Here is a 21,152-nt window from a genome sequence, read left to right as displayed (position 1 = left end):
GTTGTTCCCCTTTACGGGCCGGTTCCGGGCATGCCGGAGCGGCCGGTCGGTGCAGTGTGGGAGGTGGAACCGGCGGAAGCGGGCCTGGACGGGCTGGTCGAACCCGCCCCGGCACCGCCGCGCGCCACGTCGCCCGGCCGCAACGGCGGGGCAGGGCGACGGCGTACCCCGGCGATCAGCGCGTCCGCGGTCGTTTCACACCATGTGGGGTTGGTGCGGGGCCGCCCGGGGCGCGGAAGATCGCCGGTGGGCAGACAGTAGGCAACGCGGGAGTGAACCCGATACGGGGAAAACCCTTGTCCGGACCCTGCGGGGCCCCTCCCCCGGCGGGGGTTACCGGGGGTCGGCGCAGGCCTGCGGGTTCATCGGGGTCAGCGGGGTCAGCGGGGGTTGAGCCGGCGGAAGTACGTCCAGCTGGACTCGTTGGGCTCGGTCCACTTCTCCGGGGCGCGGGCGAACTCCGGGTGGCGGGCCGCGATGTACGCGCGGGTGCGTTCGGGGACCTCGGCGTAGGAGGCGAGCTTGACGCCGCGGCAGTGGAAGGCGAGGCCGCCGGGGCGCTGCCCCTGCTCCATCCAGGGCAGCCAGGGGGACATGCGGGTCCACGACATGGTGGCGGGGACGCCCGGGGCGTCACCGGCCAGGGCGGCGGCCGAGGTGAAGAACTGGAAGAGCTCCAGGGCCCGGTAGGTGTCGTCGGCGGAGTTCAGCGGGTAGTCGGCGACCGGCAGCGGGGAGGGGTAGGCGAGGGGGATCTCCAGGCTGAAGCAGACCTGGTCGCCGAGTTCGGTGCGCGGGACGGGGAAGGGCCGCCACCGCTGGTTGGCCGGATCGTTCCAGACGTGGACCACGGGCTTGTCCTGCCAGGTCTCCAGGATCTCCCGAGTGCCGGGGTCGAGGTAGAAGGCCGCCTCGCGGGATAGCATCCGGTAGCCGCCGCCCTCCTCGTCGGCCTCCAGGCGGGCCGCGTTGAGGCCCTCGAAGCCGAAGAGGCGGCGGTAGGGCTCGCCGGGGGCCCAGGAGTGGATGTCGCCGGTCCACCAGAAGACGGTCTCCTCGCCGTCGAGCGAGGCGCGGGTGCGGGCGAAGGCGTGCAGGAGCTCTTCCGGTGTCATACGAGAACTCTCGGGCCCGGGTTCGCGGCCGGACAAGCCCCGGACGGGCCAACCTGGGCCTGGCCTGGCCGGGGCCGGACGTCGCGGCCGGGACACCGCCCGGAGCGGACGCCGGGACCGGCGAACCCGGGGCCGGGCCGACCCGGGGCCGGGGGCCGGACCGGAACGCCCGGGCCGGAACACCGCCCCGGAGCGGACTCCGGGACCGCGGCGGGCTCCGCGACCGGCGAACCCGGGGCCGCGGCCGACCAGGGCCCGGGGGCCGAACCGGGAACGCCCGGGCCGGAACACCGCCCCGGAGCCGGCTCCGCGACCGCGGCGGGCTTCCGCGACCGCGGCGGACCCGGGACCGGTGGACCCGGGACCGGGCCGGGGTATCGGAGCCGGGCCGGGGCCCGGTATCCCGGACCGGGGCCCGCCGGGCAGGCAACGGTGCACACCTCCGAACGCGCGGCAGCGCCCTGGTGCGGACGCCCGGTTGACGGTCCGGCGGGGCACCGACGACCGTGACCGTCATGGGGAACGGAAACCGCCTGCTGGCGCTGCTCGTCTGCCTGGTGCTCGGCGCCGGGCTGGCCGCCGCCGTGCTGGGTGCCTCTCGGGCGGCCGGGTCGCGCCACGACCCCGCCGCCGACCGCGTGGACATCGCCCGGGTACCGCCCGGTCCCGCCCCGCCCCCGGCCGGGCCCGACGCCTCCACGGGCACGGTGACGGTGGACTGCGGGCGCAACGAGGAGGGCCACTGGAACGAGGACAACCTGGTGGTCTCGCCCGGCCTGCGGGCCGGCGCCCACCACACCCACGCGTACGTCGGCAACCTGTCCACGGACGCCATGTCCACCGACGCCTCCCTGGCCGCCGCCGCCACGAGCTGCGTCGGCGGCGACCGCTCCACGTACTACTGGCCGGTCCTGCGGCGCACCGACCGGCCGGGCGACCGCTCCCACGAGGGGGCCGCCGGGCACGGCAACACCGGTGAGATCCTGCGCGAGGCCTCGGTGCGCGTGGAGTTCCGGGGCAGCCCCGCCGGCAAGGTGGTGCCGATGCCCCGCTTCCTGCGCGCGATGACCGGCGACGCCGTGGCCCACACGGCGGGGACGGACGCCGGGGTCCGGGCCCGCTGGGGCTGTTCGGGCTCCCCCGACCGGTCCACGACGGGCTACCCGCGCTGCCCGGCGGGCGAGCTGGTGACCCGTACGCTCGTCTTCCCCGGCTGCTGGAACGGGCTGGAGGAGGCTTCCGCCGACCACCGCTCGCACCTCGCGTTCGCCTCGGCCCAGGGCGTCTGCCCGCAGGGCACGTTCCCCATCCCCGAGCTGCGGCTGTCCCTCGCCTACGCGGTGCCGCCGCAGGTGCCGATCGCCCTCGACTCCTTCCCGGAGCAGCTGCACAGCCCGAAGACGGACCACGCGATGTTCGTCGACGTGATGACCGAGGAGCGGATGGCCGAGGTGGTGGCCTGCCTCAACGAGGGCCGCACCTGCCGCACATGAACGGAATGTGGCGCAGGTCACATGAACCGGCGGGCGCGCAAAGGCGTGTTCCGACCGCACGACGGCAACACGCGGCGGACGGAGAACCTGTATGCCCGGACCACTGTGGCCCCGCAATCGGCGGGGCTCTACCGACGAGGCGCTCATCAGGGCGGTGTACGAGGAGCACGGCAACGCCCTGCTCGCCTACGCCACCCGGCTGACCGGGGACCGGGCCGCGGCCGAGGACGTCGTCCAGGAGACGCTGATCCGGGCCTGGCGGCATTCCGAGGTCCTGGTCAACGGGAAGGGCTCGGTGCGCGGCTGGCTGCTCACGGTGACCCGCAACATCATCACGGACCGGTACCGGGCCAAGGCCGCGCGGCCGCCGGAGGTCTCCGGCTCCGCGGCGGCTCCCCCCGTCGAGGGGGACCACGCGGACGCGGTGGTGGACACCATGACGGTGCTCGGCGCCCTGGACCGGCTGTCGCCGGAACACCGGGACGTGCTGACGGAGTTGTACTACCGCCAGCACAGCGTGGCCGAGGCCGCCGACCGGCTCGGCATCCCGGCGGGCACGGTCAAGTCGCGCTCGCACTACGCGCTGAAGGCACTGCGCGAGGTGTTCGGGGACGGCGCCGGTGACGGCGCCAGGAGGAGAGGAAGCGGCCGGCCGCCCCAGCAGCCCGGCGGACTGCGGGAGGTGGTGGCGTGAACCGGCAGCGGCACGAGGAGGAAATGGAACTGCTCGGCCCGTACGTGCTCGGCGTCCTGGACGAGGAGGACGTGCGGCGCGTCGAGGAGCACCTCGGCGACTGCGTGCGGTGCCGGGAGGAGGTGGCCGCGTTGCGGGAGATGGAGAGGGCGCTCGGGGAGGTCCCCGAGGAGGCCTTCCTGGACGGGCCCCCGCAGGGCGGGGACCTGATGCTCCAGCGGACCCTGCGGCAGGTGCGCGGGGAGCGGGCGGCGGCCGCGCGGTGGCGGACCGGTGTGGTGGGTCTGGCCGCGGCGGCCTCGCTGGCAGCGGTGTTCTGGGCGGGGGCCCGGGTGGGCGCGGACGACGGGAGCACCGGGGCGCTGCCCCCGCCGCCGTCGCCGACCGTGTCCGCGGCGCCGTCGCCGCCGGTGGCGGGGACCCGGGTGGCCTCCGCCACGGACGCGGGTACGGGCGCGCGGATGACCGTACAGCTGACGCCGGCCGCCAAGTGGGTGCGGCTGCGCGCGGCGGTGACCGGGGTGCCGGCGGGCGAGCGGTGCCGCCTGGTGGTGGTCTCCCGGGACGGTACGCGCGCCACGGCCGGCGGCTGGGTGGTGGGCACGGCCGAGCACGGCGAGGGCAAGGGCGCTTCCCTGGACGGCTCCGCGGCCGTGGACCCCGCGGACGTCAAGGAGGTCCTGGTGGTGAACGAGGCGGGCCGGACGTTCGTGTCGGTCCCGGTGTAGCCGCGCCGGGCCCGCCCGGTACGGGGACCCGCACGGGTCCCCGTACCGGCCTCTCAGGGGTTGTGGAAGCGGACTTCGGGGGCGTCGGCGCGGGGGCCGTCCAGGACCGGCCTGGGCTGCCCCTTGAGGTGCTGGTCGAAGAAGGCCGCCGCGTAGGTCCGGGTCAGCTCGATGGTGCGGGAGCCGGAGAGCGGCGCGTCGGGGTGGGGCAGGCCGAGCTGGTCGCGGATGGCGGGGAAGTCGGTGGGGCCGAAGTGGTCGGTCCCGTCGACGGTGACCCACCGCTTCCAGCCGTCGAGCTGGGGCCACGCCCCCGACCAGTCGCCGTTCGCGGGGCTTCCGGGCACGCTGGCGGCGGAGCCGAACAGCATGAAGGGGCGGCCGCCGGTCCCGCCGGCCGCAAGGGGCTCGGGCAGGCCCCCGTCCATGTCGAAGCCCGCACGGATCCGCTGGTCGGCGGTCATGGCCGCCAGGGCGGCGGAGCCGCCCATGGAGTGGCCCCCCATGGCGATGCGCCGCTGGTCGATGAGCCCGGCGTGGCGCCAGGCCGGCTGGCGGGCGGTGAGCCGGTCCAGCAGGAAGGAGACGTCCTCGGCCCGGACCCTCGCGACGGCCGCGTGGCCCCCGGGCTCCCGTGACCGGTCGCAGGCCAGGCAGGTCAGGATCCGGCCGCCGGGGAAGGCGGTGGCGGCGCTCTCGTACGCGTGGTCCACGGCGGCGACCACGTAGCCCCGGGAGGCCAGGTCCTCGGCGAGCGAGCTGATGGTGGCGCGGGGCACGGTGAAGCCGGGCGAGAGCACGACCAGCGGGTAGCGGCCCTGGACGGGCCGGGCGCCGGCCCTGGCGTGGGACCGGGTGGCGGCGAAGGCGGCGGGGTCGATGAACTGGTCGAGGTGCTTGTCGGCGAGGATCAGCCGGGCCTCCTCGGTGCTCAGGTAGGGCGCGGGGGCGCGGCCGGTGCCGTGCTGCGCGGGATAGCGCATGGTGACCATCAGCTCGCGGGGTCCGCTGCCCGCCCAGGGGTCGGTCCTGCCGCGGTCGACGAGGTGCAGATCCTCCTGTCCGACCGCGAACCGCCCGGTGGGAGCGGGCAGTTCGGCAGCCTTCACGGGGGCGTCGGCGGCCGCCGAGGGGGCGGCGGAGGCGGTGGAGGCCGCCATGACCGGGACGGGGAGCAGCAGGGCGAGTAAGGCGACGGCTGCGGCGGTACGGCGTCGGATGATCGTCATGCGCCCCACGTTAGGCACGCCCGCGCCGCCCCTCGTCGGCTCGCAGGCTGATCCCCCGTCACCCTCTGGTCGCAGCTCCGGCATGCTCAAGTCGTACGGACCCGCCGGGCGGGGGCGCGGGCCGTCGGCGCACGTGACGGGGCCCGGGAACATGTCCAGTTCCCGGGCCCCTGAGTGCCACCCAATTGCGCACACCGACGGCGTTTAAGAGCGGGGATCATCCTGAGGCCGACGTGTTCTGCCATTGAACTACCGCGCCGCGGAGAGGCGCAGAGGGGACTTGAACCCCCATCCGTCGGTGATCGTCCCTGCTCGGTCGATCCGGTGTTCGGCGGCGAATGCTGAGACTGGAGCGATAATCTGAGATTCAAGGGGCCGCCTCTGCCGGCTTGGGCCACCCCGGCACGTGTGCCGGGGGAGGGATTCGAACCCCCAACTGCACCCCTGTTTCAGCTTCAACGTCAGTTTCAGCTTGCGCTCTCGCGCACCCCCTGATCGCGCAGGGGGCGTTCTCGGGGCTACCTGAAGAGGTAGCCGAACACCGCGTCGCCGACCCGCTGGTCGGTGACCTCGGTGCCGTTGGCCTCCTCGCGGGCGAACTTCACGGCCTGCTGGAGCCGTTCGACCCGGTCGAGGAGCTCGTTGACGCGGCGGGCCGGGAGGGCGCCGGAGAACTTCACGGTCGTCCAGTAGCCGACCGCGACGTCCTCGTAGTACACCTCCACCTGGGCCGGGTGCTTCTCCGTGGCCTCTGCCTTGACGTGGTTGCGCGGCACCTTCTTGGTGCGGATGGTGCGCACGGGGTCCGTCTTCCAGGAGTCCGTGGAGGGGTCCAGGTTCCAGGACTCCGAGGCGTCGAGGACCGGCAGCTTGCGCACGAACGTGTTCAGGTCGGTGAGCTGCTTCTCCAGGAAGAGCAGGTAGGGCACCGGAACCTGGGCGAGCAGCACGCTGCCGTCGACGACCACGTCGGCGGCGGCGGTGCGGTTCGCCCAGTCCTTGGTGGCCGCCACGTCGAACAGCCGGGTCAGCGTGTTCGCCGTCGCCCGCAGCACGTCCTCCGCCTTGACCTGGACCCGCGTGGACTCGGGCGGCAGCTGCTCGCCCTCCTCGTCCTTGGGCTGGTACGTACGCGAGAGGCCGGCCAGCAGGGCGGGCTTCTGCACGTCGTGGTGAGCCTGCGAAAGCTCCTGGAGGGACTTGGACTTGACGCCCTTTTCGACTGCGATGATCTGATTCAGCTTCGGCACGCGATCAACGTAGCAACGGCTCCGGTACGACCACCATTTCTTTTCCGGTGCGCTCCCCGCCGGTCCCTACCCGTGCAGCCGTACCGGGAGGTCGTGCAGGTCGTTCTGGGTGAGGACCGGCTTGTTGCGCAGCTCCTCGCGGGGGACGGCCAGGGTGAGGCCGGGGAAGCGGGCGTACAGGGCCGGGAGGGCGACGAGGGCCTCCAGGCGGGAGAGGGCCGCGCCGGGGCAGACGTGGGGGCCGTGGCCGAAGGCGATGTGCCGGTTGGGGGTGCGGGTGATGTCGAACTCGCCCGCGTCCTCGCCGTGCTGGGCCTCGTCGCGGCCGAGCGCGCCGAAGGAGACGATCAGGCCCTCGCCCGCCGGGAGGACCCGGTCCCCGACCTCGATGTCCTCGGTGGCGAAGCGGATCAGGACGTGCGAGGTGGGGGTGGACCAGCGCAGGGTCTCCTCGATGACGTTCTCCCAGGGGACCTCGCCCTTCAGGACGAGGTCCCGCTGCCCGGGGTGCGTCTCCAGGGCGACAACGGCGTTGACGATCAGGCTGATGGTGGTCTCGTGTCCGGCGGCGACCATCAGCTGCAGGGTGTTGGTGATCTCCTCGGTGGTGAGGTGGTCACCGTCCTCGGAGGCGGCGATCAGCGCGCTGGTGAGGTCGTCGCCGGGGGCGGTCCGCTTGGACTCCACGATCCGGGAGAAGAGCGTGCCGAGGTCCGCCATCATCTGGGGGACCTCTTCGGGGAGGGTCTGCGTGGAGAAGAACTTCTCGAAGAGGGCCTTCAGCCGCGGGTGTTCGGCGGCGTCGACGCCCATCAGCTCGCTGATGACGTTCATCGGCAGCGGGTAGGCGAAGTGCGCCTTGAGGTCGACGGTCTCCCCGGCCGGGAGGGCGGCCAGCCCGTCGAGCGAGCGGGCGGTGAGGGCCTCGATGCCGGCGCGCAGCTTCTCCACCCGGCGGGCGGTCAGGGCCTGGGCGACGAGGGTGCGCAGCCGGCGGTGTTCGTCGCCGTCGACGGTGAGCATGGAGCGGCCGGGGTTGGCGAGACCTATGAGCGGCCAGTCCAGGGGGATCTCGCCGCGCTGCCAGGCGCCCCACACGTTGATGTCCTTGACGACCCGGGGGTCGGTGAGGAGCTTGCGGGCCTCGGCGTGGTGCGTGACGGCGTACACGGCGACGCCGCCGGGGAGGACGACGCGGGCCAGCGGGCCGGCGGCGCGCAGTGCGGCGCTCTCGGCGTCGAGGTCGGTGACGAAGGGGTCGAGGGTGAGGGGGGCGGGGCCGGTGTGGTCGATCGGGCAGGTCACGGGGTGGCTCCAAGCGCGGGGGTCGGGGTGTAGGTCACGGGGAGGGCGCTGAGGCCGCGCAGCCAGGGCGAGGGCCGCCGGGTGAGTTCGGCGGCGGGCCCGGCGAGGTCGACGTCGGGGAGGCGGTCGAGGAGGACCTCGATGCCGGTCCGGGCGATGGCCTCGGCGACCTCCTGGGCCGGGAAGGGGCAGCGGTGCTCCCCGTGGCCGAAGGAGAAGAAGGCGTTGTTGCCGCCGGTGAGGGCGCCCGCGTCGGTGCGTACGTGCGGGTCCCCGTTGGCGGCGGCCAGGCCCAGCAGGACCAGGTCGCCGCTGCCGATGCGCCGGCCGCCCAGGTGGGTGTCCCGGGTGGTCCAGCGGCCGGCGACGTTCTGGGTCGGGGTGTCCTCCCAGAGCACTTCGTTCATGGCCTCGCCGACGCTGTGCCGGCCGCCCGCCAGGGAGGCGGCGAAGCGGTCGTCGGTGAGCATCAGGCGCAGTGAGTTGCCGATCCAGTCGGCGGTGGGCTGGTGGCCGGCGGCCATCATCACCATCAGGTCCTGGGCGATCTCGTCGACGGTGAACCCGGCGGTGTTGGCCAGCATCCGGGAGGCGACGTCGGGGCCGGGCTCGGCGGCCTTGGCGGCGAGGAGCGCGTACATGGACTCGGCGAGGTGGCGCTGGCCGTCGAGGGCGCCCTCCCGGCCGTTGATCATGTCGTTCATGGCGGTGACGAGGCCGGGGCCCTGTTCGTCGGAGAACCCGTAGATGCGGGCGAGGACGCGCAGGGGGAGGAGCATGGCGTATTCGCCGACGATGTCGCAGCTGCCCTTGGAGCAGAGCCCGTCGATCAGTTCGTCGGCGAAGCGTTCGGCGTGCCCCTTGAGTTCGAAGGGGTCGACGGACTCCAGCGCGTCGGAGATGACGGCGGCGCGCTCGCGGTGGCGTTCGCCGACGGTGTAGAGGATGGACGGCTGCTTGCGGCCGATCATCGGGAGCAGCGGCCAGTCGGCGGGGATGCGGTCCCACTGGTTCCACAGGTCGGAGTCGCGGGAGAAGAGCTGGGGGTCGCTGGTGACCTGGTGCAGTTCGCGGTAGCCGAGGACCAGCCAGGCCGGCACGTCGCCGTCGAGGACGACCGGGGCGACGGGGCCGTGGTCGCGGCGCATCTCCCGGTACAGCTCGGCGGGGTCGCTCTGGAAGCGCGGGCCGCCGAGGTAAACGGGCTGCGGCTCGGGGGTGGTCACGGGGTGGGCTCCGGGATGGGGTGCGGGACGGCGTCCGGCCGGTCGGGCCGGTGGCTGTGGCGGTGCTGGAGGTGCTGGAGGTGCTCGACGAGCGAGATGAGCACCTGCTTGCTGGACGCGCGGGACCGGGCGTCGCAGAAGAGCAGGGGCACCTCGGAGGGGAGGTCGAGGGCGGTGCGGATCTGCTCCGGGGTGTGGGCGGGTCCGCCGAAGTCGTTGCAGGCGACGACGAAGGGCGTGCCGTGGTGTTCGAGGCGGTCGATGGCGTACCAGGAGTCCGCGAGGCGGCGGGTGTCGACGAGGACGACCGCGCCGAGGGTGCCGGAGAAGAGGCGGTCCCACAGGAACCAGAACCGCTCCTGGCCGGGGGCGCCGAACAGGTAGAGCACGTTGTGGGCGTCGAGGGTGATCCGGCCGAAGTCGAAGGCGACGGTGGTGGCGGTCTTGGCGCCGATGCCGTCGGTGTCGTCGACGGCCTCGCCCGCCTTGGTCATCGTCTCCTCGGTGTTCAGCGGGCGGATCTCGCTGACCGAGCGGACCATGGTGGTCTTGCCGACGCCGAAACCGCCCACGATCACGATCTTGAGGCCGTTGTCGGCGGTGCTGCTGAGGTTCTGCCGGGGCTCGCCCGGGTCAGAGGTTGCGGAGTCCAACGAGCACCTGCTCCAGGATGTCGGGGTCGGGAAGGCGGTACGTCGTGACGCGCGGGTGCCGGGCGCTGATGCGCCCGGCTGCGAGGAGGTCGGCCAGGAGGATCCGTACGATCGAGACGGGCAGGCCCAGTTCGGCGGCGACCTCCACGACGGCGGTCGGGTAGCGGCACATCCGCAGGATCGCCGCGTGCTCGGACTGGATGCCGGGAACCGGGTCGCACTCGGCGACGATCAGGGTCACCAGGTCGAAGGCGTCGCTCCCGGAGCTGCTGCGGCCGCCGGTGAGGGTGTACAGCCGGTCCGGGGAGTCGTCCCGGCCCGGCCTGACGCGGCTCATCCCCGGGGCCGGGCGATCAGGTGCTCGCTCAGCTGCTCCACCAGCTCGGACATGTTGTGGCCGACGAGGCCCGCGTCGGCGTCCTCGGCGGCGACGAGCGCGAGGTGCGCGCCCTCGCCGGCCTCGACGATGAAGAGGATCCCGCCGTAGAACTCGGCCATGGCGGAGCGGACCCCGCCGGTGCCGTCGCCGAACTCGATGGACGCCCCGTGGGACAGGCTCTGGATGCCGGCGGAGATCGCGGCGAGCTGGTCGGCCTGGTCGACGGACAGCTCGGGGGTGCGGCACAGCTTGAGGCCGTCGCGGGAGAGCACGAGGGCGTGCCGGGCGCCGGGGGTGCGCTCCAGGAGTCCTTCCAGGAGCCAGCTGAGCGTCTCGTCGGTGGTGGGGCCGGTCATGGGGTGTCGTTGCCTTCCGGGTGCGGGGGGTTCGTGGGCTGCTGCGGCGCGGGGGCCGCGGTGCCGCGTACGGCTTGGCGGAAGCTGCCGAAGCGGGCGGCGGACCGGGACGCGCCGCCGGGGGCGGCCGGGGTACGGGCCGCCGCGCTCGCGGCGTCGGGACCTTCGGGGTGGGCGGCGGCCAGGGTCCGGCCGCGCCGCCGCTGGGGCAGTCCGCTCTCGCCGAGCACCGGGATCCGGCCGGTGGTCTCGGACTCCCCGGAGTCTACGGGGGTGTCGTGGACGGGCTCGGCCTCGGTCCGCGGCGCGGGAACGGCCGCCGGGGCGGGGGCGGGAGCTGCCGGAGCCGCCGGGGCGGGGGCCGCCGGGGCCGGCTCGGGGACCGTCAGGAGGGCCGGGGCGGGCACGGGTTCGGCCGGGGCGTGGCTGATCAGCTCTTCCGGGATCATCATCAGCGCGCCGGTGCCGCCGCGCGCGGAGGGGCGGAAGGAGACGGTCAGGCCGTGCTTGCGGGCGAGGCGGCCGACGACGGCGAGGCCGAGGCGGGTGCCGGAGAGCCCGGCGAGGTCCAGGGACTCGGCGGTCACGGCCTGTTCGGCGCGGCGCAGCTGGACCTCGCTCATGACGAGGCCGCTGTCCTCGACGGTGATGACGACCCCGGCCGGCACCTCCTCCACGTAGACGTGGACCTCGGCGGTCGGCGGCGAGAAGTTGGCGGCGTTGTCGAGGAGTTCGGCGAGGGCGTGCATGACGCCCTCGGCGGCGTGCCCGGCGACGGCGGCCTCGCTGGTGAAGTGCAGCCGGACCCGCTGGTAGCCGCCGATGCGGCCCATGGCTCCGCGCAGGATGGACTCCATGACGATGGGCTTGGCCCAACGGCGGCCGGAGCGGGCTCCGGTGAGGACGGCGATGGAGTCGGCCAGGCGGCCGGCCTGGGCGGTGCGGTGGTCGAGGTGGAGCAGGTCGCCGAGGACCTCCTCGTCGGCGTGCTTGTGCTCCATCTCCCGCAGGTCGGCCAGCATTCCGGTGGCGAGGGCCTGCATCCGGCCGGCCGCGTTGGCGGCGGCGGCCATGGCGGCGGCCCGGCCCGAGCGGGCGCGGCGCAGCTCCTCGCCGAGCCGTTCGCGGGTGGCCTGCTGGGCGGTGGCGAGCCGGTCCAGCTCGGCGGCGTGGGCCGTGGTGAGGTGGTGCAGTTCGGCGGCGTGGGCCGTCGTCAGGCGCTCCACCTCGGTGGCGTGGGCGGTGGTGATCCGGCTGTGGTCGGCGGTGCGGGCCGCCGCGTCGCGGGCGCCGTCGGCCGTCAGCCGGGCGATGTAGGCCTCACGGGTGTGGAGTTCGCCGGTCAGGCGGGAGAGGCGGCCGCGCAGCTCCCGGGCGCTGCGCGCCCACCAGGTGACGGCGCCCGCGGCGACCGCGAGCAGCAGCGAGCCGGAGAAGGAGAACCAGGCCAGGGGGGTTTGGACGGCCGACGGGGCCGCGGCCACCGCCGCCGTGGACAGAGCACCCGCGGCCGCTGCCGTGACCAGCAGGGCGAGCGCGGAGGGGCGGAGGGGGGAGAGCGACGCCGTCATCAATCAAGGCCTCAAACCGGGCGTAAATGGAAGAGAAGGTTCCTGTGGCAACGGGGCACAACTATAAGAGGATTGTTGATCGTTTAGGAAAGGTCTTGATAAACATTACGTTGAGTAGTGCCCACTAAGGCTGCTTCTGGAGCGGTTTCGGGGCTATCTCATGGCATCCTGTGACGTCACCACTCGCCGGACGGAATCGGCGGACGTCCGGGAAAACGGGGAAGATCCATGAGGCTCTGCTTCCTGGTGGAGGAGCACTACCGCCACGACGGCATGCCCAACGAGGTCGTCCGGCAACTGACCGCCTGGGGACACCAGGTGGACGTGGTCCGCCCGGGCGGCTCCCTGCTGCGCATGGACGGCCTGGTCCGGGCCGGCGCGCACGACGCCTGGGTGCTCAAGACGGTGTCCGGCGGCCCCGGGCTCACCCTGCTGGAAGCCGCGGCCGCCGCCGGCACGACCACCGTCAACGACGCCCGCTCCATCCGCGGGGTACGGGACAAGGCGCTGGCCGCCGCACTCGGCAGCGCCCGGGGGCTGCCGCTGCCGCCCACCTACGCCCTCGCCCGGCCCGAACTCCTCGCGGGCGTACCGGACAGCGCGTACCCGCTCGTGGTCAAGCCCGCCGACGGCAGCTCCGGGCGGGGCGTGCACCTGGTGCCCTCGCCCGACCGGCTCGCCGCGCTGCTGCCCGAACTCGCCGGCGAGGGCATGCTCATCGCGCAGCCCTACGTCCCGAACTCCGGCACCGACCTCAAGGTGTACTGCGTCGGCGGGGAGCTCCACGCCACCGAGCGCCGCTCCCCCCTGCATCCGGAATCCCCCGTCCGCGAACGCCTCGTGCGGCTGCCGGCCGAGGTGGCGCGGATCGCCGCCCGGGTGGGCGAGGTGTACGGGCTGGACCTCTACGGGGTGGACGTGCTGCTGGGTCCCGACGGGCCCGTCGTGGTCGACGTGAACGACTTCCCGAGCTTCCGCCAGGTGCCGGACGCGGCCGCGCGGGTCGCGCGCGCCGTACTGGACCTGGCCCGCTCGGGCGGCGGACACCCGGCCGCCGCGCCCCTCGCGCCGGAGCGCCCGTACGCCCGCCCGGTGCCCGTTCCCGCGCAGGCGGCGGCCGGGGCGGGGGACGGCGCGTGAGGGTCGGCCTGATCACCCCCGACGCCGGGCACCCGCTGCTGGCCGCCACCGCCGCGCTGCTCGCGCCCGAGCACGAGGTACGGGTGCTGGACCCGGGGGCCGGACCCGCCGCGGCGGCCGGGGCGCGGGCCGACGTGTACCTGCTGAAGGCACGGACCCCCTCGGCCCTCGCCCTCGCCCGGGAACTGGAACGGCGCGGGGCGCCCGTACTGAACTCCGCGGCGGCCACCGAGCGCTGCCAGGACCGCACCGGCATGGCCGAGCTGGCGCTGAGCGCCGGACTGCCCTTCGCCGCCACCCGCACCTACGCCTCGCTCGCCGGGCTGGGGGCGGAGGTCCGGCCCGGCCGGCCGGTGGTGGTCAAGAGCCGGCTCAGCCGCAAGCACGACCTGGTCGCCCGCGTCGACGGCCCCGGGGAACTGCGCGCACTGGCCGCCGCGGGCTGGGAGCGGGAGCCGGTCGTGGTGCAGCCGTTCGCCCCCAACGACGGCTGGGACCACAAGCTGTGGGTCATCGGCGGCCGGGTCTTCGCGGGCCTGCGCCGCTCCGAACTCGCCGTCGGCGGCAAGGAGCCGGCCCGCCCGCTCGGGGCGCTGCCCGACGGCTGGACCGAACTGGCCCTGGAGGTGGGCGCCGTCTTCGCCCTGGACGTGTACGGCGTGGACGTCATCGCCACGGACGGCGGCGGGCCCCTCATCGTCGACGTCAACGCCTTCCCCGGCATCCGCGGCCAGTCCGGCGCCCCCGAAGCCCTCGCCGCCCTGGCCCTGCGCCGCGCCGGACGGCCGGTGTAGCGGCCGGGGAAGTCGGGCGGAGGACGGCCGGTCAGCGGGGCGGTGTGCGTAGACTCGCATCGGCGCGACCCATGACGACGAGGATTCCATGCACCCCGCCGACGAAGACCCGCAGCGGCTGGACCCGGCCAGCCTCCACAACGCGAGGACGACGATCGTCCAGCTCCTCGGCCGGGCGGGGGTTCCCGCCGGCTCCGCCGAGGAACTGATCGGGCTGGTCGAGGCCGGCGTCCTCGCCGCCGCCCACCGTGAGGCCGAGGAGGCCGCGGAGACCGCTCCGGCCGGGAAGGGCGAACTCTACGAGTCGGGCTGGCTCGACGGCGCCCGCGCCCTCACCGGGGAACTCGGCGGGATCGCCGAACGGGCCCTGGCCCGGGCGGTCGGCGCCGGCCCGGCGGAGGACTCCCCCGAAGCCCGGCCGCCCGTCCGGCGGATGGAGGTGGAGCGGGCGAAGGTGGCGGTGACACCGCTCTACCTGTCCTTCAGCACCGTCTCCGACCTCGACCCGGAGGTCTCCGAGCAGGTGCTCACCGCCGTCCTGGGGACGATGAGCCCCAGGCAGCGGGCCGGATACGCGGGCCGCCTCACGCGGTTCGCCGCCGACCACCGCCCCCACCTGACCCGGCTGTACGCGCAGTACGGGCCGGGCAGCACCATCACCCTCCACGGCCGCTACTCCCTGCTGCACTCCCCCACCAGCCTCGCCGTCCTGGAACGCCTCGCCGCGTCGCCGTCGGCGCTGCGCGAGGAGTGGGACGCCGCCGAGCTGCCGCCCTCCTGGCTCGACGGGCTGACGAAGGCGCGGGAGGCGTCGGAGACGGCCTAGGGGGTGTCCGCAAAGTCTCGCCTGCGGGCGGACGGCGCCACTTTGCGGACACCCCCTAGCCCAGGAACGCGGCGACCGCGCCGGCGAAGGCCTCCGGGTCGTCGAGCCACGGGAAGTGGCCGGCTCCGGGCTGGACGGTGAGGGCCGCGTCCGGGAACAGGCCTGCGTACGCGGCCATCGCGCGCGGCGGGGCCGCGATGTCGGCCCCGCCCGCGAGCAGCAGCACCGGGGCGGCGAGCCCGGCGAGGGCCGCGCGGGTGGCGTCCGGGTCGAAGGCGCCCTCGGCCCCGTACGCGGCCGCGGCCTCCTGGTTCTTCTGCCCGGCCTCGGCGGCCCGGTGTGCGCGGGCCGCGTCGTCCCAGCGGCCGTACCAGAAGGGGGCGATGGCCCCGAAGGTGCCGGCCGTGGCCCGGCCCGCGACGAGTTCCTCCAGTGCCGCGTACGCCGGGGCGAACCAGGGCTCCGCGGCGCGCAGCCGGGCCGTCTCCAGCCGGTCGTCGCCGGTGACGGGGATGCCGACGGCGAACACGCTGGGCGTGACCAGCAGCAGCCGGCCCACGCGTCCGGGGTGGCGGGCGGCGTACAGGGCGGCCAGGTTGGCGCCGGCGGAGTGGGCGAGCAGGTCGAGCGTCTCCAGGCCGAGGTGCTCGCGCAGGGCCTCGACGTCGTCGACGAGCCGGTCGCAGCGGTAGCCGGCCGGGTCGTCGGGGGTGGCCGAGGAGCCCGTACCGCGCAGGTCGAGGCGGATCACGCGGCGGTACGGGAGGAGGCCGTCGAGGCCGGCGAGGTAGGCGGAGTCCTGCATGGGGCCGCCGGGGAGGCAGACGAGCGGGGTCCCGCCGCCCCGGACGTGGCAGGCGAGGCGGGTCCCGTCGTACGCGGGGAAGGTGATCACGTTCACGGGCCGGACCCTGTCAGCCGGATTCCGGCAGGTCAAACGGGTTTCGCGGGCCCGCCCGGGGGCGTTCGGACAGCCGCCTCGACCCGGCCCGCACCCCGCTCCCATACTTGGGCCCCATGAGAGGGAAGGAACCCCCGCGCACCAGCCCGCTGGTGCCCGGGGCCGTGGTGGAGACCATCGCGCGGTACGACTGGGAGTCCGTCGTCTGCGGCTGCGGCCGCTCGGCCGGGCATCTGGAGGGCACCCTGTGGGACGCGGCCGAGGGGCACCCGGCGGCGTACCACGCGCTGGAGGGGCACGTCTTCACCCGGTCGCGGCTGTGGCCCCCGGCCCCGGCGGCCTGCGCGGTGCTGATGGCCGTCTGGTCGGCCGGCCCGCCCCGGCTGGCGACCCGCGAGGCCCTGCTGTGGACGCTGCTGGCGCTGCTGAACTCGGAGGACGACGGGACCCCGTACGAGGCGGGGCTCTACGGCCAGTGCGCCGCCCACGTCCGGGCCGGCCTGCCGCTGCTGCGCGGCGGCCTCGCGGGCCGGCCCGGTTCGGTGTCGGCGGCCTACGCCGAGGGCATCGTGGACCTCATCGCGCTGTGCACGTGAGGCCGCCCAGCAGGGCCGGGGTGACCTCCTCCAGGGAGGCCGCGAAGGTCCGGGCCGGCGAGGACGGCACGCCGAGCAGCGAGGGCACCACCAGGACCGGGCAGCCGGCCGCCTCGGCCGAGGCGGCGCCGTCCGGGGAGTCCTCCACCGCCACGCACTCCCCCGGCGCGAGTCCCAGGCGCTCGGCGGCCGCCCGGTAGGGGTCGGGGTGCGGCTTGGTCCGGTCCGTGTCGTCGACGGAGAGGGTGAAGGCGAAGGGGACCCCGGCCAGCGCGCCCGTCACGACCTGGTCGACGACCAGCCTGGGTGAGGCGCTGACCAGGGCGAAGGGCACGCCCTCGGCCTCCAGGGCGGCCAGCAGCCGCCGGGCGCCGGGGCGGACGGGTGCTCCGGCGGCGACCCGCCGGAAGAACCCGTCGGTGAGTTCGGCGGCCACGGCCCCGGCAGCCGGGGCGCCGGCTCCGGCGGTCCGTACGAGGTGCGCGGCGGTGTCCGCGACGGCGCGGCCGACGACCTCGGGGGCGTCCGCCGGCCCGAGCGCGTGGCCGAGCCGGGCCGCGGTCTCCTCGGCGGTCCGCCACCACAGCACCTCGGTGTCGACGAGGGTGCCGTCCATGTCGAAGAGGACGGCGGCCGGTGCCGCCCTCACGCGGTGCCCGCCTCGACGAGCACGGGCCGCTCGACCGGGCGTACGCGGGCCCGCGCGCCGGGCTCCAGCCCGGCGGCCTCCCGGGACGGCAGGTCGGCCTTGACCCGGGTGCCGTCGGCGAGGTCGAGGTGGAGGCGGGTGACGGCGCCGAAGAAGGAGGCCGACACCACGGTGGCTCCGCCCTCGGGGTCGGCGGCCACGGTGAGGTTCTCGGGGCGGACCAGCACGCGCACCCCGGACGTCCCGGGGACGGGGGCGGGGCCGTCGACCGGCAGCCGGACGCCGGCGACCTCGACGTCACCTGAGCCGGTGAGCCGGCCGGGGATCCGGTTCATGGTGCCGACGAACTCGGCGACGAAGGGGGTCGCGGGCCGCTCGTACAGCTCGGCGGGGGCGGCGCACTGCTCCAGTTTCCCGGCGTTGAGCACGGCGACCCGGTCGGCCATGGACAGGGCCTCCTCCTGGTCGTGGGTGACGAAGACGGTGGTGATGCCGAGGGACAGCTGGAGCCTGCGGATCTCCTCGCGCAGGCCGGCCCGTACCTTGGCGTCCAGGGCGGAGAGCGGTTCGTCGAGCAGCAGCACGCGCGGGCGCAGCGCCAGGGCCCGGGCGAGCGCGACGCGCTGCTGCTGGCCGCCGGACATCTGGTGCGGGTAGCGGTCGCCGTGCTCGGGGAGGCCGACGAGGTCGAGGAGTTCGGCGGCGCGTTCGCGGCGGCGGGCCGCGGGGACCTTCCGTACGCGCAGGCCGAAGGCGACGTTCTCGCGGGCGTTGAGGTTGGGGAAGAGGCTGTACGACTGGAAGACCATCCCGGCGTCGCGGCGGTTGGCCGGGACCCGGGTGATGTCCGCTCCGTCGACCAGGACTTCACCGGAGTCGGGCTGTTCGAAGCCGGCGAGCACGCGCAGGGCGGTGGTCTTGCCGCAGCCCGAGGGGCCGAGCAGGGCGAGGAGTTCGCCGGGTTCGACGGTGAGGTCGAGGCCGTCGAGGGCGACGGTGGTGCCGAAGGCCCGGCGCAGTCCGCGGAACTCGACGCGGGCGCCCCCGGCGGCCGCGGCTCCGGCGGCGGCTTCGGCGGCTTCGGTTCCGGCGGCCGGCTTCCCGGCCGCGGGAAGGGTGGTGGACATGTGGGTCAGGGCTCCTTGCGGGAGGTGGCGGGGGCGGCGGCCGCGGTGGACGGGGTGGTTCCGGCCCGCGAGAGGGCGAGCAGCAGCAGCCAGGTGATAAGGAGGCTGAGGATGGAGACGGCCACCGACATCCGGGCCTGGGCCCCGGAGATGGAGACGATCCACACCGCGAAGGGCCTGAAGCCGAGCAGCGAGGAGATGGTGAACTCGCCGAGGACCAGCGCCAGGGTGAGGAAGGCCGCGCCGGCGAGCGAGGCCCGCAGGTTGGGCAGCAGCACCCGCAGGACCACGTGGGGCCAGCTCGCGCCGCAGCTGCGGGCGGCCTCGACCAGGGTGGGGACGTCCACGGCGCGCAGGCCCGCGTCGAGGGAGCGGTGGACGAAGGGCAGGGCGAGCACCGTGTAGGCGAGGACCAGCACGACGGGGAACTTCTCGTTCTGCACGGCCAGGAAGGTCTGGTACAGCGGGGTCCGCGAGAGGTGTTCGGGTCCCCAGCGCAGCACGGTGGTGATGCCGGTGACCAGGGCGATGGGCGGCACCACCAGGGGCAGGGTGCACATCACCTCCACGACGGGCCGCAGCCTCGGCGAGCCGATGCGTACGGCGATCAGCGCGGGCACGGCGAGCAGCAGGCACAGCGCGATGGTGGCGGCGGCGAGGCCGAGGGAGAGCAGCAGGCTCTCGGTGAAGCCCTCGGCGCCGAGCAGCCGGGTGTACGCCTCGAAGGTGATCCCCTGCCCGGGGACGTGGACGGTGAAGACGAAGGAGGCGATCAGCGGGAGCAGGAAGTACGCGCCGGCGAGGGCGAGTACGGCTCCGCGCCAGACGCGCGGCCGGGGGCGGCGGCGGGCCTCCGCCCGCCGGGCCGCGTACGTCTGCGGGGCGGTCTCGGTCATCGCAGCCATCGGGCGCTCCGTCGCTGGAGGGGCAGGTAGACCGCCATGACCAGGCCGGCGATCAGGATCATGTCGAGGCCGAGGGCGAGCGCCACGTTCTCCTGGCCGGTGAGCACGTTGCCGGAGAGGGCGTCGGCGATCTTCAGCGTCACCAGGGGCACGGAGCCGCCGACGAGGGCGGCCGCGGTGGCGTGGGCGGCGAAGGCGGTGCCGAAGAGCAGGACGAACCCGCCGAGCAGGGAGGGTGCGAGGACGGGCAGGCCGACGTGGCGCCAGAACTGCCAGGTGCTCGCCCCGTTGTTCCGGGCGGCCTCGCGCCATTGGGGGCGCAGTCCGTCCAGTGCGGGGACGGTCACGATCACCATCAGGGGGATGAGGAAGTACAGGTAGACCACGGTGAGGCCGGTGAAGGAGTACAGGTTCCAGCCGAGGCCGGTGAGGTCGGCGAGCTGTGTGACGACCCCGGAGATGCCCGCGGTGGCGATGAAGGCGAAGGCGAGCGGTACTCCGCCGAAGTTGGCGAGGACGCCGGAGGCGGTGAGTGCCGCGGAGCGCAGGGCGGTGGAGCGGGAGGTGGCCACCGCGTGCGCGACCAGGACGCCGAGGACCGCGCCGAGGAGGGCGGTGAGGGCGGAGAGCTGGACGCTGCCGGTGAGGGAGCCGAGGTAGGGGCCCTGGAGGGAGCGTGCGAGGTGCTCGCCGGTGAAGCGGGTGGAGCCGGTGGCCGGGTCGGTGCGGGTGACCGCGCCGAAGGCGATGGCGCCGAGGGGGATGCCGAAGCAGAGGCCGGTGAAGGCGAGGAGGGGGAGGGCGGCGAGCCAGGTGCGCGGGCCGCGCCGCCGGCGGCGGGGGGTGGTGCCGCCGGCGGTCCCCGTCGTGAGGGGGGTGGTGGTGGGGGCGGACATCAGCTGAGGGCCTTGTCCCACTTCTCGGCGAGGGTGGCCTTGGCCTTGTCGAGTTCGGCGGAGGCCGGGAAGGAGGGGGTGCCCTGGACCTGCGGGAGCTTGGTCACGGCGTCCTTGTCGGCGGTGCCGTCCTGGGTCATGCCGGGGAGCAGGACCGGGCGGGCGTGTCCCTTGAGCCAGATGTTCTGGCCCTCGGTGCTGTACAGGAACTCCATCCACAGGCGGGCGGCCGCCGGGTGGGGGGCGTCCTTGTTGATGGCCTGCGAGTAGTACTGGGCGTAGACGCCGTCGGTGGGGACGACGGTCTTCCAGTCGACGCCCTTGCCCTTGAACTGCTCGGCGTAGCCGGCGTTGAGGTAGTCCCAGTCGATGGAGATGGGCGTCTCGCCCTTCTCGACGGTGGCCGGGGTGGACTCGACGGGGATGAAGTTGCCGCTCTTGCGGAGCTGTCCGAAGAAGTCGATGCCGGGCTGGATGTCGGCGAAGGAGCCCTTGTTGGCGAGGGCGGCCGCGTAGACGCCGCCGAAGGCGGAGCCGGACTTGGTCGGGTTGCCGTTGAGGGCGACCTTGCCCTTGTACTCGGGCTTGAGGAGGTCGGCGAAGGTCTGCGGGCAGTTGGGGATCTTCGCGGCGTCGCAGCCGATGGAGACGTAGCCGCCGTAGTCGTTGTACCAGCGGCCGTCGGCGTCCTTCTGGGAGGCGGGAATCTTGTCCCAGGCGGTGACCTTGTAGGGGGCGAAGAGGTTCTCGGCGGCCCCGCTGCGGGCGAAGGCGATGCCGAGGTCGAGGACGTCGGGGGCGCGGTCCTGGCCCTTGCGGGTCTTGACGGCGGCGATCTCGTCGGAGCTGGAGGCGTCCGGGTTCTCGCTGGAGATCTTGACCTTGGGGTACTTGGCCTGGAAGGCCTTGATCATCTCGCCGTAGTTGGCCCAGTCCGGGGGCAGGGCGATGACGTTGAGCTTGCCCTCCTTCTCGGCGGCGGCGACGAGGGCCGCCATGCCGCCGAGGTCGGCGACCGAGGCGGCGGTGGCCGGCTGGGCCTTGGCCTTGCCGTCGGCCGCGGTGCCCGCGGCGGGCTGGTCAGGAGCGGCGCCGCACGCGCTGAGCGTGGTGAGGACGGCGGCGCCGAGCAGAACGGCCGCACCGCGACGGGCGGAGGAACTGAACACGGTCTCTCCCGGAGACGAAGGGGGGTTTCACTTGCCCAGGCATCACTTGTCTGAACAAGTTGGCTCCAGTTCGCCCGGGCCGCCTGTACGGCCGGTGAACGGCGGCTGGACCGCGGAGCACGGCTCGACGAAGACCCGAGAATGGCCGGA

At 74.4% G+C, this 21,152-nt stretch carries 22 protein-coding genes; 7 read left to right on the top strand and 15 right to left on the bottom strand.

Going from position 1 to position 21,152, the window contains the following annotated elements; genetic code table 11:
- Nucleotides 1–380 precede the first annotated feature (380 nt).
- Nucleotides 381–1,115 carry a DUF1838 family protein gene (locus tag AC07A6_RS04310; protein WP_362474466.1) on the bottom strand — a complete coding sequence of 245 codons (735 nt, stop codon included), beginning with the start codon at nucleotides 1,113–1,115 and terminating at the stop codon, nucleotides 381–383.
- 515 nt (nucleotides 1,116–1,630) lie between these two features.
- Here AC07A6_RS04310 and AC07A6_RS04305 point away from each other — a divergent pair.
- The 3 genes from AC07A6_RS04305 (at nucleotide 1,631) to AC07A6_RS04295 (ending at nucleotide 4,030) form a co-directional block, all read left to right on the top strand.
- Entirely contained in the window at nucleotides 1,631–2,608 is a 978-nt protein-coding gene (locus AC07A6_RS04305; RefSeq protein ID WP_478776007.1) for a DUF1996 domain-containing protein, read from the top strand.
- 91 nt (nucleotides 2,609–2,699) lie between these two features.
- Complete coding sequence (locus AC07A6_RS04300) at nucleotides 2,700–3,302, top strand: sigma-70 family RNA polymerase sigma factor (RefSeq protein WP_185899676.1); 603 nt, start codon at nucleotides 2,700–2,702, stop codon at nucleotides 3,300–3,302.
- Nucleotides 3,299–4,030, top strand: coding sequence for an anti-sigma factor (locus tag AC07A6_RS04295; protein WP_478776006.1), 732 nt, complete (start codon nucleotides 3,299–3,301; stop codon nucleotides 4,028–4,030). The genes AC07A6_RS04300 and AC07A6_RS04295 overlap by 4 nt, the downstream gene beginning before the upstream one ends.
- Nucleotides 4,031–4,083: 53 nt before the next feature.
- On the opposite strand, the gene AC07A6_RS04290 is transcribed toward AC07A6_RS04295, so the two are convergent.
- The 8 genes from AC07A6_RS04290 to AC07A6_RS04255 all read right to left on the bottom strand — a co-directional run bounded on the left by AC07A6_RS04290 (nucleotide 4,084) and on the right by AC07A6_RS04255 (nucleotide 11,999).
- On the bottom strand, nucleotides 4,084–5,259 hold the full coding sequence (locus AC07A6_RS04290; RefSeq protein ID WP_478776005.1) for an alpha/beta hydrolase family protein: 1,176 nt from the start codon (nucleotides 5,257–5,259) through the stop codon (nucleotides 4,084–4,086).
- Between the two features lie 518 nt (nucleotides 5,260–5,777).
- Nucleotides 5,778–6,509 (bottom strand): DUF7873 family protein, encoded by a 732-nt coding sequence (locus AC07A6_RS04285; RefSeq protein WP_362470676.1) that lies wholly within the window; start codon nucleotides 6,507–6,509, stop codon nucleotides 5,778–5,780.
- A 66-nt stretch (nucleotides 6,510–6,575) separates the two neighbouring features.
- Entirely contained in the window at nucleotides 6,576–7,814 is a 1,239-nt protein-coding gene (locus tag AC07A6_RS04280) for a cytochrome P450 family protein (RefSeq protein ID WP_478776004.1), read from the bottom strand.
- Entirely contained in the window at nucleotides 7,811–9,040 is a 1,230-nt protein-coding gene (locus tag AC07A6_RS04275; RefSeq protein ID WP_362470681.1) for a cytochrome P450, read from the bottom strand. The genes AC07A6_RS04280 and AC07A6_RS04275 overlap by 4 nt, the downstream gene beginning before the upstream one ends.
- A complete protein-coding gene (locus tag AC07A6_RS04270; RefSeq protein ID WP_362470684.1) occupies nucleotides 9,037–9,693 on the bottom strand; it encodes a GTP-binding protein in 657 nt (218 codons plus the stop codon). Before AC07A6_RS04270 ends, AC07A6_RS04275 begins: the two co-directional genes overlap by 4 nt.
- Nucleotides 9,674–10,030 (bottom strand): DUF742 domain-containing protein, encoded by a 357-nt coding sequence (locus AC07A6_RS04265; protein ID WP_125817928.1) that lies wholly within the window; start codon nucleotides 10,028–10,030, stop codon nucleotides 9,674–9,676. The genes AC07A6_RS04270 and AC07A6_RS04265 overlap by 20 nt, the downstream gene beginning before the upstream one ends.
- On the bottom strand, nucleotides 10,027–10,428 hold the full coding sequence (locus AC07A6_RS04260; RefSeq protein ID WP_125820074.1) for a roadblock/LC7 domain-containing protein: 402 nt from the start codon (nucleotides 10,426–10,428) through the stop codon (nucleotides 10,027–10,029). The genes AC07A6_RS04265 and AC07A6_RS04260 overlap by 4 nt, the downstream gene beginning before the upstream one ends.
- The gene (locus AC07A6_RS04255) at nucleotides 10,425–11,999 is read right to left on the bottom strand and encodes a sensor histidine kinase (protein ID WP_478776003.1); all 1,575 of its coding nucleotides are present in this window, start codon (nucleotides 11,997–11,999) and stop codon (nucleotides 10,425–10,427) included. Before AC07A6_RS04255 ends, AC07A6_RS04260 begins: the two co-directional genes overlap by 4 nt.
- A gap of 228 nt (nucleotides 12,000–12,227) precedes the next feature.
- Between AC07A6_RS04255 and AC07A6_RS04250 the strand changes: the two genes are divergently transcribed.
- The 3 genes from AC07A6_RS04250 (at nucleotide 12,228) to AC07A6_RS04240 (ending at nucleotide 14,759) form a co-directional block, all read left to right on the top strand.
- Complete coding sequence (locus AC07A6_RS04250; protein ID WP_362470692.1) at nucleotides 12,228–13,139, top strand: ATP-grasp domain-containing protein; 912 nt, start codon at nucleotides 12,228–12,230, stop codon at nucleotides 13,137–13,139.
- Complete coding sequence (locus AC07A6_RS04245; protein ID WP_362470695.1) at nucleotides 13,136–13,933, top strand: ATP-grasp domain-containing protein; 798 nt, start codon at nucleotides 13,136–13,138, stop codon at nucleotides 13,931–13,933. Before AC07A6_RS04250 ends, AC07A6_RS04245 begins: the two co-directional genes overlap by 4 nt.
- Nucleotides 13,934–14,021: 88 nt before the next feature.
- Complete coding sequence (locus AC07A6_RS04240) at nucleotides 14,022–14,759, top strand: hypothetical protein (RefSeq protein WP_478776002.1); 738 nt, start codon at nucleotides 14,022–14,024, stop codon at nucleotides 14,757–14,759.
- Nucleotides 14,760–14,814: 55 nt separating this feature from the next.
- On the opposite strand, the gene AC07A6_RS04235 is transcribed toward AC07A6_RS04240, so the two are convergent.
- Nucleotides 14,815–15,654: an alpha/beta fold hydrolase gene (locus tag AC07A6_RS04235; RefSeq protein WP_478776020.1), complete on the bottom strand. Its 840-nt coding sequence runs from the start codon at nucleotides 15,652–15,654 to the stop codon at nucleotides 14,815–14,817.
- 122 nt (nucleotides 15,655–15,776) lie between these two features.
- Between AC07A6_RS04235 and AC07A6_RS04230 the strand changes: the two genes are divergently transcribed.
- The gene (locus tag AC07A6_RS04230) at nucleotides 15,777–16,256 is read left to right on the top strand and encodes a hypothetical protein (RefSeq protein WP_478776001.1); all 480 of its coding nucleotides are present in this window, start codon (nucleotides 15,777–15,779) and stop codon (nucleotides 16,254–16,256) included.
- Here AC07A6_RS04230 and AC07A6_RS04225 read toward each other — a convergent pair.
- The 5 genes from AC07A6_RS04225 to AC07A6_RS04205 are packed head-to-tail and all read right to left on the bottom strand — an operon-like array spanning nucleotide 16,237 to nucleotide 21,002.
- Complete coding sequence (locus AC07A6_RS04225; RefSeq protein ID WP_478776000.1) at nucleotides 16,237–16,905, bottom strand: HAD family hydrolase; 669 nt, start codon at nucleotides 16,903–16,905, stop codon at nucleotides 16,237–16,239. The two genes, AC07A6_RS04230 and AC07A6_RS04225, sit on opposite strands and share 20 nt — an antisense overlap.
- Complete coding sequence (locus AC07A6_RS04220; RefSeq protein ID WP_478775999.1) at nucleotides 16,902–18,032, bottom strand: ABC transporter ATP-binding protein; 1,131 nt, start codon at nucleotides 18,030–18,032, stop codon at nucleotides 16,902–16,904. The genes AC07A6_RS04225 and AC07A6_RS04220 overlap by 4 nt, the downstream gene beginning before the upstream one ends.
- Before the next feature lie 5 nt (nucleotides 18,033–18,037).
- Nucleotides 18,038–18,928, bottom strand: a complete 891-nt coding sequence (locus AC07A6_RS04215; RefSeq protein WP_478776019.1) for an ABC transporter permease — start codon at nucleotides 18,926–18,928, stop codon at nucleotides 18,038–18,040.
- Nucleotides 18,925–19,833, bottom strand: a complete 909-nt coding sequence (locus AC07A6_RS04210; RefSeq protein WP_478775998.1) for an ABC transporter permease — start codon at nucleotides 19,831–19,833, stop codon at nucleotides 18,925–18,927. The genes AC07A6_RS04215 and AC07A6_RS04210 overlap by 4 nt, the downstream gene beginning before the upstream one ends.
- Nucleotides 19,833–21,002 (bottom strand): ABC transporter substrate-binding protein, encoded by a 1,170-nt coding sequence (locus AC07A6_RS04205; protein WP_478775997.1) that lies wholly within the window; start codon nucleotides 21,000–21,002, stop codon nucleotides 19,833–19,835. The genes AC07A6_RS04210 and AC07A6_RS04205 overlap by 1 nt, the downstream gene beginning before the upstream one ends.
- Between the last annotated feature and the right edge of the window lie 150 nt (nucleotides 21,003–21,152).

This window comes from Streptomyces sp. NPDC044002 (assembly GCF_056434525.1).
This window is presented reverse-complemented; position numbering and strand designations above follow the sequence as displayed.

Coding starts and splice junctions, on each gene's coding strand:
- AC07A6_RS04310 (WP_362474466.1), bottom strand. CDS start 1,115: ATGACACCGGAAGAGCTCCTGCACGCCTTCGCCCGCACCCGCGCCTCG.
- AC07A6_RS04305 (WP_478776007.1), top strand. CDS start 1,631: ATGGGGAACGGAAACCGCCTGCTGGCGCTGCTCGTCTGCCTGGTGCTC.
- AC07A6_RS04300 (WP_185899676.1), top strand. CDS start 2,700: ATGCCCGGACCACTGTGGCCCCGCAATCGGCGGGGCTCTACCGACGAG.
- AC07A6_RS04290 (WP_478776005.1), bottom strand. CDS start 5,259: ATGACGATCATCCGACGCCGTACCGCCGCAGCCGTCGCCTTACTCGCC.
- AC07A6_RS04265 (WP_125817928.1), bottom strand. CDS start 10,030: ATGAGCCGCGTCAGGCCGGGCCGGGACGACTCCCCGGACCGGCTGTAC.
- AC07A6_RS04260 (WP_125820074.1), bottom strand. CDS start 10,428: ATGACCGGCCCCACCACCGACGAGACGCTCAGCTGGCTCCTGGAAGGA.
- AC07A6_RS04255 (WP_478776003.1), bottom strand. CDS start 11,999: ATGACGGCGTCGCTCTCCCCCCTCCGCCCCTCCGCGCTCGCCCTGCTG.
- AC07A6_RS04250 (WP_362470692.1), top strand. CDS start 12,228: ATGAGGCTCTGCTTCCTGGTGGAGGAGCACTACCGCCACGACGGCATG.
- AC07A6_RS04240 (WP_478776002.1), top strand. CDS start 14,022: ATGCACCCCGCCGACGAAGACCCGCAGCGGCTGGACCCGGCCAGCCTC.
- AC07A6_RS04230 (WP_478776001.1), top strand. CDS start 15,777: ATGAGAGGGAAGGAACCCCCGCGCACCAGCCCGCTGGTGCCCGGGGCC.
- AC07A6_RS04220 (WP_478775999.1), bottom strand. CDS start 18,032: ATGTCCACCACCCTTCCCGCGGCCGGGAAGCCGGCCGCCGGAACCGAA.
- AC07A6_RS04215 (WP_478776019.1), bottom strand. CDS start 18,928: ATGACCGAGACCGCCCCGCAGACGTACGCGGCCCGGCGGGCGGAGGCC.
- AC07A6_RS04210 (WP_478775998.1), bottom strand. CDS start 19,833: ATGTCCGCCCCCACCACCACCCCCCTCACGACGGGGACCGCCGGCGGC.